This is a genomic window from Ruegeria sp. R13_0 (genome assembly GCF_017743995.1).
GTDB lineage: Bacteria > Pseudomonadota > Alphaproteobacteria > Rhodobacterales > Rhodobacteraceae > Ruegeria.
Window position 1 is genome coordinate 205,339 of the sequence record NZ_JAGHRB010000003.1, and the last position, 12,003, is coordinate 217,341.

Genomic DNA, 12,003 nt, shown 5'->3' on the forward strand with positions numbered 1-12,003 from the left:
ATGAAACGTCTATTTGCACTGTTCCCAATTACGATTGCCGGCATCCTGGGTGCCTTCCTGCTATGGGGACTGAATCCCGATCGCGATCCAAACGAAATCCCGTCTGTATTGATCTCGCAGCCGGTGCCTGAGTTCGACTTGCCGCCGGTCGAAGGGCTGGATACCCACGGGCTGTCCAGTACCGATCTGGTGGAAAATGACGGGTCAGCTCCGATCGTGGTCAACGTGTTTGCGTCCTGGTGCGTGCCCTGCCGGGCCGAACATGCGGTGCTGACGCGTATGGTACGCGATGAGGGCATTCGCCTGATGGGCATTAACTACAAAGACAAGCCGCAGGACGCGCGGAAATGGCTCGACGATCTGGGCAACCCTTATGAGCGCATCGGTTCCGACCTGGACGGCCGAGCCGGGATCGAATGGGGGATTTCCGGCGTGCCGGAGACCTTTGTGATTGATGGCGCGGGCAAGGTCGTATTCCGTTTTGTCGGCCCGGTGCTGGGCGGCGAGGCAATTTCAAAGATGCGCACCGCGCTGGATCAGGCGCGGGCGGCCGGAGGAGAGGCGTCATGATACGTCGCATTGTAATTACCGCGGTCACTCTGGCGATGCTGGTGTCGCAGCCGGCATTCGCGGTTGAGCCCGACGAGATACTTGCAGATCCGGTATTGGAAGAGCGGGCCCGGGCGATTTCGAAACAGGTGCGATGCGTGGTGTGCCAGAACCAAGACATCGACAGTTCTAACGCTGGCGTGGCGCGCGACCTTCGTCTGCTTGTGCGCGAACGGCTGGTGGCAGGCGACACGGACCAGCAGGTTATGGACTTTCTGGTTGCGCGTTATGGCGACTATGTTCTGTTCAACCCGCCATGGAAGCCATCAACTTACATTCTGTGGGTTGCGCCTATCGTCATCCTGGGGCTGGGTGGTATCGCGACTGCAGCGGTATTGACCCAAAATGCGCGCCGATATCGGAAGTCGCGAAAACAAGAGACGGAACGCGGCGCGAGCGAAGAACGGAATCCCGAAAACCATTCACTCACGGAGCCGCACGCATGATCTGGATTATCTTTTCATTCATGGCCGTGGCGGTGTTTCTGACGCTCGCCCTCTCCGGCCTGGGGCGCAAGACCTCGGACTTGTCGAGACGCGAAAGCGCCTCTGCCATCTTTTCCGACCAGATCGGCGAAGTGGAGAAGGACCTGGAACGAGGAATTATCTCAGCCGAAGAGGCCAAGGCCGCCAGAGCCGAGATAGAACGTCGCCTGAAGGCGATTGACCGGCAATCGGACGACAAAGCGATAATGGGCCATTCCGGGCGTGCGCTGATTTTACTTGCCGCGCTGGTAGTTCCAGCGCTCGGAGCCGGTCTTTATTGGCAACTGGGTAGTCCCTACATCCCGAGCCAGCCATTTGCCCAACGCGAGGGGGAGCAGGCCGAAGCCCGTGAAATCGCCGACCTTGCCGTGCACCTGAAGTCGCGGCTTGAGGCGGATGAAACCGGCGGGCCAACCGAGGGATGGGTGTTGTTGGCTCAGACCTATATGCGGATGGGACGCTTTGGAGATGCCGCAGACGCGTTCGAGGGGTTGCTGGACCGACCCAATGCGAATTCAGCGCTGGTGTCGCAATATGGCGAGGCGTTGGTCTATGCCGATGACGGTGTCGTTACGCCCAAGGCCGATCGGGCGTTTGAACGAGCCTTGGAACTGGACCCATCGAACCCAGCAGCGACATTCTACAAAGCCGTTGGTCTGGAGCAGGCTGGATCGCCTGATAAGGCCTATGACCTACTGAAGACGCGGATGGACGCCGAAGAGGAGTTCCGGCCATGGATGGAGAGTTTTGTGGCCCAGCTTAACCGCATCGCCCCGTCGATCGGACGGGCTCCGGTGAATCTGGCGGCTTTTGCCCCTTCCATGCCCGGCCCAACTGCCGATCAGGTGGCGGCGGCCGAGGAGATGTCAGACGAAGACCGGCAGGCCTTCATCCGCTCGATGGTAGAACGGCTTGCGAGCCGGATGCAGGAAAACCCAGGCGATCTGGACGGCTGGATGCGGCTGGGCAACGCCTATTCGGTGCTGGGCGAGACCGACGGCGCCCGGAACGCCTATGGCAGGGCAAGGGATCTGGCGGATGACCTGCCGCAGGGGGATCCGCGCAAGGTGGCAATCGACCGGGCATTGCTGGAACTGGGGGGTTGATTCCCGCAGCCCGGCGTGGATCGGGCCGGCGCCGACTTCGCGCTGATGCCCAGTGAGCCATCTGGAAAATTCCGGTTTAGGCTATCGCATGCCGATCTTTAGGAGGTTGAGACCATGAAAGTTGAAACGTTTTCTGATGTAATTGTCTGGACGCGGGAAATGCATCATTGGCTCGCCGAATGTTTGGCCCACTGTTCGACACAGTCAGAGCAGGAGTTGGCCAGGATGTTGCTTACCTACTTCGCCGATCATGAGGCTGCTCTGGAGAAAATCGTCGATGGTTTCGTGAAACGAGCCGATCCCAAAGCGCTCAACACCTGGGTATATGACTATTTGGGCAATGAGCCGATCGACCCACATCGCGCCTGCGACAGGCCGTTCGCACAGATGAGCGTCGATGAGATCTGCGAAGCGGTCTTCGATCTTCACAATCAGGTGATCGACTTATATCGGTATTTGCACGGGCGTGCCGAGATACCCGATGCACGCGAACTCCTTCAGGCGCTACTGGATATGGAAGAGCACGAGACCATGCGTTTAGCGCAGCAGAGCAACCGCGTCCGGGATATGTGAACTCCGGGGTCAGGATCCGCTTTCCACGGCTCCGCCCGCAATCGGCGCGGCCTGTTCCATCGCGTCGAGAATGGCGTTCGTGGTCAATATCTCTGGCAGGGCGATGCCTTCGGGGGCCGACGGGCCGTAGACGATGTTGAAGGGGATCCCGAACCGTCCATTGTCGTCAAGGAAACGGGCGATCACATCGTCGGGGCGGGTCCAGTCGGCCTGCATCGGAATTGCTTTGTCCGATTGCAGTGTTGCCAGAACCTCGCCGCGTTCCAGCACCAGCGCTTTGTTGGCCTTGCAGGTCAGACACCAGTCGGCTGTGACATCGACGAAAACCACCTCGCCGCGCGACACAAGGCGGGCGATTTCGGAGCGGCTGAAGGTAATCCATGGAATCTCTCCGGCTGCCTCAAGCAGCCTGGACCGGTCTTTGCCGGCAATCGCAACCGGTGCGGCAAACGCTGCGGTCAGCGTCAGCAACAGGGCTGTCCAGCGCAAAACGGGTGGCATCGTCGTACTTTTCCAGATCAATAGGACCAGAACAGTTGCAGCCAGCACGGTAGCAGTTGCAGCAGTGTCTCCGGCCACCCCGATCATCACCCAGACCAACCAGCCGATCGTGGTTAGCAGTGCCGCCGACAGGGCCCATTTTAATCCCACCATCCAACGCCCCGGTTTAGGCAGAGCGGTGGTGAGTTTCGGGTGCACTGCAACCAGCAAGTAAGGAATGGCCAGCCCGACCCCCATTGCGGTGAAGATCGCCACGATATCCACCGGTCGGCCGGTCAAGGCAAAGGCCACCGCCGTGCCGAGGAAGGGGGCCGAGCAGGGCGTCGCCAGAACTGCTGAAAAAGTTCCGGTCAGGAAATCCCCGACCAGCGACACGCGGCCCTTTTCGACATGGGCCAGCCGGGTGTTCAGCGACTGCGGCAGCGTGATCTCGAACAGGCCCGCGAGGCTGGCTGCAAAAACCGCCAGCACCACGATCATCACCGCAAGGAAAAGCGGATTCTGGAACTGGATGCCCCAGCCGACGGAATAGCCCAGCGACCGCGCCGCAATGGTGATAGCCGCCAACAGCCACATGAATGTCAGGATTCCGGCTGCCGAAGCCAGGAACCCGGCGCGAATCTGAGCCGCAGAGCGGTCGCGAGCCTTTACCGCCGAGGAAAGCTTGATCGAAAGCACTGGCAGTACGCAGGGCATGACATTCAGAATCAACCCGCCACCCACCGCCAGCAAAATGATCCAGACCAGCGCGCTGGCTGAAGTTTCGGCGGCCGCGATCTCATATGGTGGCGGGGTAGGGGGAGAGTCGGTACGGGGCGAAAACTCGGCCACGCGGTTGGTGTCGGTAACCGTGACGGACAAGGAGGGGGGGTCCTGTGCCAGAGCGAGGACCGGGAACTGCACCCATAGCTGACGCCTGTCGCCAGCGAGCCGGATGTCGGGTGCACCAAACGCGGTATCACGTCCCATGTCGGGAAAGACATCAGGCGCATCAAAGGGCAGGTCGCTGGTGAAATTCAGCGTCAGCATCTCGGACACGGTATCCAGGGTCGCGGCATCGGACTTCATTCCGCTTGTGTTTCCCGTGGTTGGCACCCGCGACAGAAAGGCATTTATAAGCCGGGCCGAGTCCTGATCCCGACCCGTTCCCTGAGTCAGCGACAAGTCCAGCGAAAACTCGACCGGCACACAGATATCGGAACAGATCAGCGTTGTCACAGCGGCCTTCAAGTCAACTGGCGCTCCGGGGTTCTCGAGTGTGACGGTCAGCGGAAAGACCACTTCGTCCTTGTACCCGAAATTCTCGATCCCGAAGGCGCGAAAACGGATCGGCGCGGGCCAGTGAAACTGTACGTCGCTGACGTTTTGCGAGCCGTTCCAAGTGATCTTGGGCGGAATTCCCACCTCACCAGGCGACTTCCAGTAGGTTTTCCAATCTTCGCCCAGTTTCAGATGCAGTCCTGCAGTGATCGTCTTGACGTCAGGCGCGATCCCGTCCTGCGCGGTAATTATGTGTGCGACCAGGGGCTCTGATTCATACGCTTGGGATGTAGCTGCAAGGCTTGTCCCGGCGGAAGTCTGGCCAAAGATTAACCCCAAGATCATAATACATAAATTTAGGAGTGTTCTTGCCATTGCGCGTTGCCATCGGTTGTTTTGCACCCGTCTCTGCCAGATTCCAGCGCTGGAGGGTCAACGAGCCGGAATGTCACATCCCCACGATCAGCTCACGAAACCTTCGCGCCCTCCCACTGAACCCGGCAACCTTGGGGCAGTGCGTATTCAGGCTGCGGCGGTTGCAACGGGCATAGTTTAGGGCGTGGTGCGCAGGCCGCCAGCGAAAGAGCGGCCAGCGACACGGCGATCGACCTTGAGTACCGAAACTTCATGATTGAAGATTATTGCCGGGGTACCGTGTTCGGCCCCACGGGGACGTCGGTTGCCTTCGGCCGATCCGATTCCGAGTTGGTCGAATGGCAGGATTTTCCCATCGCCTTGTGCAACAAGAAATGTGCTCCAACGCACAGGATCAACGGTGCGAACAGACTCAAAGAGTCAGAAAGCCCGCCAACCATTCCGCCGGCGATAAAGTAGAGAGCGATCGGCGTCACCATGACAATGCAACAAGACATCATGCCCCATTTCATGATCTTGCCACCGGTAACCGGTGTTGCCGCTTGCGGCGCGTCTGCGGTCTGCTTTTCTTTCACGTTCAGCTCCAAAATTGGGATTGGAGACCTCTGGTAGCGCCTTCCCGCGATGGAAGGTCAAGCTGATTTGGCGCGAAGCGAATTTGAAGCAGACAAACCAGTTCTGCAATTCCCAGGGCGTTACTCGGTACATAGACGCGGTCCGAACCTGGAAGATTTCAGGGGATATAACATAGCAGGCATTGTCGTCCCGAGGCTTGGTGAAGGTTCAGGTTAAACACGAAGCTGCCTAAGTCACTTTATGCCTTGAAAACTCGCGGGTGGATCGTAGCGGTATCGAACGAACAATTGAATGGACAAATCTTCCCCCGTCGCGGATTGTCTAATCCCCTGGATACTAACTCCAGGCCCTAACCAGGCAACAGGAGGGCTATAAATGCTGACCAGACGACATTTTGTTGCAGCCTCGCTCGCCATTTTCTCTCAGCCGGTTCTTGGAGTGACGTCGGCGGCTGCCTCGCAATGGTCGGAGTGGGATGCGCAAGTAACGCCAGCCAATTTTGATCCCGCAACATCCAATCCCTGGGGGTTACACCCACGTTTCCTGCCTCAGCGTGTGCAAACCAATCGACCACTTATTCCGGGTGACATTCATGTCGACGCGGTGGCACGATATCTGTATTTCATCGAAGACGGTGGCACAGCAATGCGTTACGGCGTAGCCATTGCCCGAGGCAATCTTTACGAGCCCGGTGTCTACACAATCAAGCGAAAGGCCAAATGGCCGCGTTGGACTCCTACAGCCGAAATGATTGAACGCGACCCTGATGAATATGCGCAATTCGCAGATGGTGTGCCCGGTGGGCCGACAAACCCATTGGGATCAAGGGCGTTTTATCTGTTCGAAGGTGGTCGCGACACATACCTGCGAATTCACGGAACGCCTTATCCAAGATCTATCGGAGGTCGCGCAAGTTCTGGCTGCGTAAGGATGGCGATGCCACATATCATCGGGCTTTATGATCGTGTCAGGCCAGGGTCCACGGCTCATCTCTACCCTCCCGAGCGCCTTCTGACCGCGACCAGCTGATAGGCGCTTGTCAGGCGCGCGTACAGATTGGGCGCCCTTCAATAGTCCTGAGTGGCAGGTAGGTTGTTTCAACCGGCCCCACGTAGCGATACCAATAGCAACCGTCCTCGGGCATGATTTTAACGGCGTTCAGGTCCTGGCCCGGAGCAGCGATCTGGGCAACGGCGTCAGGAACTCGGGAAAGCGTTCCGGGCTCGCTTTCTGCAGATATCGACGTTGTTTCGGTGCAGGCGCCGACGAGCATAAGTGCGGCCAGTGCTTGGAAAGCTTTCTTGAAGCACATGGTGTTTAGTCCACTGTGTTTGTCATTTGTAGTACCTGATACCCTCGCATCGACGGGTGATCACATCAATTCACCAAGAACTAAGCAATTGTTAGCGTTGCTTTTTTGTGCTCGGTTGATTCAAGAAAGTCAGGTTTTGCTTAAAGCAGCCTGGAATTACGTCCAAGAAAAACTGCTTTTCCACAATGACTTGATGATTTGGGTCCGCCTTCCAAGGAAATATTCCTGCGCCGACGGCAACAACAATTCAGACGAGGCATCCCATATGAAATGTCATTTGCGTGTTGACCTTCCAGCGCAGGAACCGGGCATACGAGCTATTTGAGTCGGAAAAAAAGAATAAACTTTGGGATGGCAGGCATGAAACGGAGCAAAGAAAGAAAGGTTGTTACGCGACGTGAAGTGATTGCCGCGTTAGCTGCGACGACGCTTTTTCCAGCACCTGCCGTTTGGGCCCAATCAACGGCAACTGAGGGGACGCGCCGCAATGTTTCCTCATTCCGCGTTGCTAAATGGCAGGACCACTTTGATACCTTAAAAAACGGGGTAATCCTGTCCGATACACAGTCCAAGGTCATGCAATATTGGTCAGAAGACGAAAGCGTTTACCGGATGTATCCGACCAGTGTACCGCTCACGGAAGACCTTACAAGGCTGGGTTACACCACGGTTATTCGCAAGGTCGAAGGGCCATCTTGGCGACCAACGCCGGCAATGAAAGAGCGCAATCCAGCATGGCCTGACTATGTAGGCCCGGGTCCTGAGAATCCTCTGGGGACACATGCGCTCTATTTGAGCTGGCAATACTACCGCATCCACGGCACCAACGACACGCGCAAGATCGGGAGAAGATCCTCCAACGGCTGCATTGGCTTGTACAACGAGCAGATTGCGGAATTGTTCGAACTGGCCACTGTGGGCACTCAGGTAAAACTGATCTGACCTTGGTCAGGCCGATTTATTTTGCGCGCGTTGAACCTAAGAACTGACAATCATGTGAAGAACAGAGATGGATAAACTTACACTCTTGATCGGCGGAGTAGTGATCGCAGGCGCCGCCGCGTTCGTCTACAACTTAAATCAGCAACCAACAGGTCACTCGATGACGCCGCCCGATACGTCAGCACTGGAGCCAGGAGACCCAATCGAAAACGTCAATCTGCCGGAACAGCTAACCGAATTTGCGGCCGTCGGCAAAGTGGCATTCGACGCCAAATGCTCGGCGTGCCATGGCGCGAATGCAACGGGTCTGGAAGGCCTTGCACCACCTTTGGTGCATAAAATCTATGAACCAAGCCACCATTCCGACGAGTCATTTTATGTGGCAGTCCAGAATGGAGTTCGGGCACACCATTGGAAGTTCGGCAATATGCCGCCGGTCGATGGCTTGACCCGTGCGGATGTGAAAGGCATCGTGGCGTATATCAGAGAGCTGCAGCAGGAAAACGGGATTTTCTGAAGGTGACGAGCCGAATGAGCAGTGCAATTCGTTACATCATACTGTCAATGGTGCTGACCATTGGCGGGCTGCTTGTGACGGCCGATTCTGCTCATGCACATGGCAGTGGTTCACAGCACGTGATTGACCAAACGGACTCAGCGGACGTTGAGCATGTCAAGCAGGGTCATCCCGGACATTGTCATGGCGGAACGATTTGCAACGCTGTTGGTCTATTTTCGATGGGTCCACCACCGCCTGGCCCCCAAGATACTGAACAAAGATACTCGATCCCTCGAGCCCAATACCGGGTTCTCGGTATCGCGGCGTTTGACCCACCGCCGCCGCGTGTCCTGATCTGACCAGTCGAATTGCGCTCAACTTGGGCGCGTCGAAGCAGACGACAAGGACAAAACAATGAACATTCTAAAATTGACCACAGGCGTTGCCCTGGTTTCTCTGTTCGCAGCCGCCGCCCTGGCGCATGGTGGCGCAACCGGCATCGTCAAAGAACGCATGGATGGTATGTCCGCGATGAAGGACAGCATGAAGATCCTTACGCCGATGATGCAGGGGAAAACGCCCTACAATGCGCAAACGGTACGAAGCGAGGCCAAGAAAATCGGGCGTCACGCTGGCGAGAGCATGACAAAGCTGTTTCCAGAGGGATCTGATGGCAAACCCTCGGAGGCCAAATCGGAGATCTGGCAGGATTGGGGTTCATTTGCAGAGTTAGCCAGGCAGTTGGAAACCTACTCTGAAGGCCTTGTGCTTGCGGCGGACAACGGGTTGATGATGTCCGGGTCGGGCCATGGTTCGGGCATGATGGGCGGCGCATCCATGATGGGTGCCGGAATGATGGGCGGCAGTCCAAACCAGGCACAACTTTCTGAAATGCCGGCAGATGGTGTGTTCATGATGCTGAGCCAGACATGCTCGGCATGTCACACGCAGTTTCGGTCGGAATAGGAATGCGTCATGAGACCGATATTCCGATTGGGCCTTGCTGCCGCCGTAACGGCGTCAGCGGGACTTGTTGCCGTGATGGCTTGGCCAATTGGCCAGCCCTTACAAGCTCTCGACATTCAGGGTGACGTTAACCGCGGGGCTTATCTGGCAAGGGCAAGTGGCTGTATCGCTTGCCACACAGATTTTGCCAAAGGGGGCGCGCCCTTGGCCGGTGGGGTGGAGTTGGATACCCCGTTCGGCACGCTCTTTTCACCGAACCTGACCACAGATCCCGATCACGGGATCGGTGACTGGACAATCGAGGAGTTTGCTCGCGCTGTGCGTCAAGGCGTGTCACCCGGCGGACAACCCTACTACCCGGCCTTTCCTTATCCGTTCTATGCCAATTTCACGGATCAGGATATCGCCGATCTCTGGGCCGCCTGGCAAACGGTTGCACCGGTAGCGGAACCGTCAAAAGAGCAGGAAATGGCGTTCCCCTTCAATCAGAGATGGGGCCTGAAGCTGTGGCGCGCGGCTTTTCTGGAACCACCCCGTACTGATCCCGTGCCGGGCAATGACGAAGTGTGGAACCGGGGTCGGCTACTGGTCGAAGGTGCTACGCATTGTGCGGCCTGCCACACCGGGAGGAACCTGGCTGGCGCAAGAAATTCGGACACGGAACACTTCAAAGGAAGTGACTCCCTGCCGGGCGGTGACAAGGCACCGGCCATCGACTTTGAGACCCTGCAAAAGCGTGGTTGGACGGTAGATGATTTGGCCTACGCGTTGCGCACCGGCGTCATGCCTGATGGCGATGTCTTCGGCGGCGCCATGGGAGAGGTCGTAAACTATGGCACCAGCTTTCTGACAGACGAAGACCGGAAGGCAATGGCGACCTATCTGCTGGATGTGCACGACGGGGGATAATCGAGTGAGAGATCAAATTTTCTTTGGAGGGAAGTCCTCATGAAGCTCAATCGCAGGCAATTCGTTGCAGGCACGTCGGCACTAATCGCAGTGCCGACTATCGGGAGGGCGGCTACCGCCCCCCGAATAATCGAGGCGCGTTCAGGATTGGCACGTGTTGCCCCCGACAGCTATCCTGAAACCGAGATATGGGGATATGATGGCGGTGTTCCGGGCCCCGAAATTCGTGCCAGGCAGGGCGAAACGGTTCGCCGGACACTCCTGAACTCACTGCCTCAGCCTACGGCAATCCATTGGCACGGATTGCGGGTTCCGAACAATATGGACGGGGTGCCGGGCCTTACGCAGGAGGCTGTACCAACCGGCGGCGAATTTCAGTATGACTTGCCTCTGAAGGACGCGGGGACCTTCTGGTATCACTCTCACAACCAGTCAACGGAACAAGTGGCCAGGGGCCTTTACGGCGCGTTCATCGTCGACGAAACGGACCCGCCGGACACGGACCATGACATCACGATCCTTCTGGATGATTGGCGGTTGGGTAAGGACGCTCAAATAGTAGATGATTTTGGTGCAATGCATGATTGGACCCATGCAGGTCGCATGGGTAACTACGTTCACGCACGTATATCGCCCATGACCGAAGTTTTGACGAACCAGCGTTTGCGAATTCGAATGGTCAACGTGGCAACTGATCGGATCATGTATGTCTCAGTAGGTGGCGCAAACGGGAAACTGGTCGCTTATGATGGCATGCCTGTAAGGCAGCCAGAGGATTTTGAAACCCTTGTTTTCGGGCCTGCACAGCGAGCAGACTTAATTGTTGATGTCACAGCGGAATCGAACGAATCCGTTCAAATAACTCTTCACGAACGCGATGAATCGTTTGTCATCGCTGAGATTCCGGTTTCGGGAAGCGGCACATCTGCTAACCGCGGTGTGATCGCAGCCCTGCCACCCAACCCTGCTTCTTTTCTCGAAGATGTTTCTGACGCTTTGACAGTTCCATTGGTGATGGAAGGCGGGGCGATGGGCGGACTGCGTCAAGGCACTTTTAACGGCCGGGTCATGAGCACCAATGAATTGGTCCAGGAAGGGCAGATCTGGACATTCAACGGTGTCGCCGGGTTACCTGAAAACCCACTTGCTGCCGTTTCGCGTGGCGACATAGTCCGGATTCAGATGCAGAACGACACCGTCTTTCCGCACGCTATGCACTTGCACGGGACGCACTTTCAGGAAGTTCTGCCGAACGGCAGCCTGGGGCCGCTGCGGGACACAATCCTGGTTGACCGGATAGAAACGCGGGAGATTGCGTTCGTTGCGGATAACCCGGGGGACTGGCTGTTTCATTGCCACATGCTGTCGCATCAGGCCGCTGGTATGAAGACCTGGCTGAGCGTGGCGTGATGAACAAGAGCGCGGCGAAATGGGTGTCACTGGCTGCTGTGGTGATCATTGTCGCGGTCGCTGGCTGGGGCCTGGGTGGGCGTGCGCAGAACAGTTCATCGGCGGATTCGGCACGTGGTGCAGTTTTGTACGCCGAAAACTGCGCGTCATGCCACGGGGCAGATTTGGAGGGTCAGCCGGATTGGCAAACACCTGATCCGGATGGCGTCTTGCGGGCGCCCCCGCATGACCGAACCGGGCACACCTGGCATCACGGCGACAAGCTGTTGTTCGACTATACAAAGTTTGGCGGGGACCAAACTTTGAAACAGATGGGTGTCGCTGACGTCAAAAGCGGCATGCCAGGCTTCGGGGACACTCTGTCGGATCAGGATATCTGGGACATCCTCGCCTTCATCAAGGAGAGTTGGCCGGATCGGGAACGCAAGCTGCAAGAGCAACGCACCGAAGCAGAACAAACGGAAGGAAACTGATGTGAAA

15 protein-coding genes are annotated in these 12,003 nt (G+C 57.2%); 12 read left to right on the forward strand and 3 right to left on the reverse strand.

What is annotated here, in order from left to right; all coding sequences use genetic code 11:
• The 4 genes from J7394_RS05355 to J7394_RS05370 all read left to right on the forward strand — a co-directional run bounded on the left by J7394_RS05355 (position 1) and on the right by J7394_RS05370 (position 2,773).
• A complete protein-coding gene (locus tag J7394_RS05355) occupies positions 1-570 on the forward strand; it encodes a DsbE family thiol:disulfide interchange protein (protein ID WP_170634734.1) in 570 nt (189 codons plus the stop codon).
• Complete coding sequence (locus J7394_RS05360) at positions 567-1,055, forward strand: cytochrome c-type biogenesis protein (protein ID WP_170417876.1); 489 nt, start codon at positions 567-569, stop codon at positions 1,053-1,055. Before J7394_RS05355 ends, J7394_RS05360 begins: the two co-directional genes overlap by 4 nt.
• Complete coding sequence (ccmI, locus tag J7394_RS05365; RefSeq protein ID WP_170634732.1) at positions 1,052-2,200, forward strand: c-type cytochrome biogenesis protein CcmI; 1,149 nt, start codon at positions 1,052-1,054, stop codon at positions 2,198-2,200. The genes J7394_RS05360 and ccmI overlap by 4 nt, the downstream gene beginning before the upstream one ends.
• 114 nt (positions 2,201-2,314) lie before the next feature.
• Positions 2,315-2,773: a hypothetical protein gene (locus J7394_RS05370; protein WP_209251485.1), complete on the forward strand. Its 459-nt coding sequence runs from the start codon at positions 2,315-2,317 to the stop codon at positions 2,771-2,773.
• Between the two features lie 9 nt (positions 2,774-2,782).
• Here J7394_RS05370 and J7394_RS05375 read toward each other — a convergent pair whose 3' ends face one another.
• The gene (locus tag J7394_RS05375; protein ID WP_170634728.1) at positions 2,783-4,879 is read right to left on the reverse strand and encodes a protein-disulfide reductase DsbD; all 2,097 of its coding nucleotides are present in this window, start codon (positions 4,877-4,879) and stop codon (positions 2,783-2,785) included.
• 293 nt (positions 4,880-5,172) lie between these two features.
• Entirely contained in the window at positions 5,173-5,484 is a 312-nt protein-coding gene (locus tag J7394_RS05380; protein WP_267362933.1) for a DUF2933 domain-containing protein, read from the reverse strand.
• A gap of 376 nt (positions 5,485-5,860) precedes the next feature.
• Between J7394_RS05380 and J7394_RS05385 the strand changes: the two genes are divergently transcribed.
• Positions 5,861-6,514 (forward strand): L,D-transpeptidase, encoded by a 654-nt coding sequence (locus J7394_RS05385; protein ID WP_170634726.1) that lies wholly within the window; start codon positions 5,861-5,863, stop codon positions 6,512-6,514.
• Positions 6,515-6,524: 10 nt separating this feature from the next.
• Here J7394_RS05385 and J7394_RS05390 read toward each other — a convergent pair whose 3' ends face one another.
• Positions 6,525-6,797, reverse strand: coding sequence for a hypothetical protein (locus J7394_RS05390; RefSeq protein ID WP_152460782.1), 273 nt, complete (start codon positions 6,795-6,797; stop codon positions 6,525-6,527).
• A 351-nt stretch (positions 6,798-7,148) separates the two neighbouring features.
• Between J7394_RS05390 and J7394_RS05395 the strand changes: the two genes are divergently transcribed.
• From J7394_RS05395 to J7394_RS05425, 7 genes are all read left to right on the forward strand, one after another.
• Positions 7,149-7,739: a L,D-transpeptidase gene (locus J7394_RS05395; RefSeq protein ID WP_170634724.1), complete on the forward strand. Its 591-nt coding sequence runs from the start codon at positions 7,149-7,151 to the stop codon at positions 7,737-7,739.
• A 67-nt stretch (positions 7,740-7,806) separates the two neighbouring features.
• Positions 7,807-8,256, forward strand: coding sequence for a cytochrome c (locus J7394_RS05400; RefSeq protein ID WP_170634722.1), 450 nt, complete (start codon positions 7,807-7,809; stop codon positions 8,254-8,256).
• A 153-nt stretch (positions 8,257-8,409) separates the two neighbouring features.
• Positions 8,410-8,592: a hypothetical protein gene (locus J7394_RS05405; protein ID WP_152460779.1), complete on the forward strand. Its 183-nt coding sequence runs from the start codon at positions 8,410-8,412 to the stop codon at positions 8,590-8,592.
• A 60-nt stretch (positions 8,593-8,652) separates the two neighbouring features.
• Positions 8,653-9,204 carry a cytochrome c gene (locus J7394_RS05410; RefSeq protein ID WP_170634721.1) on the forward strand — a complete coding sequence of 184 codons (552 nt, stop codon included), beginning with the start codon at positions 8,653-8,655 and terminating at the stop codon, positions 9,202-9,204.
• Positions 9,205-9,213: 9 nt separating this feature from the next.
• Positions 9,214-10,113 (forward strand): c-type cytochrome, encoded by a 900-nt coding sequence (locus J7394_RS05415; RefSeq protein ID WP_050605716.1) that lies wholly within the window; start codon positions 9,214-9,216, stop codon positions 10,111-10,113.
• A gap of 39 nt (positions 10,114-10,152) precedes the next feature.
• Complete coding sequence (locus tag J7394_RS05420; protein WP_170634718.1) at positions 10,153-11,523, forward strand: multicopper oxidase family protein; 1,371 nt, start codon at positions 10,153-10,155, stop codon at positions 11,521-11,523.
• Positions 11,523-11,996 (forward strand): c-type cytochrome, encoded by a 474-nt coding sequence (locus J7394_RS05425; RefSeq protein WP_170634716.1) that lies wholly within the window; start codon positions 11,523-11,525, stop codon positions 11,994-11,996. The genes J7394_RS05420 and J7394_RS05425 overlap by 1 nt, the downstream gene beginning before the upstream one ends.
• Positions 11,997-12,003 lie beyond the last annotated feature (7 nt).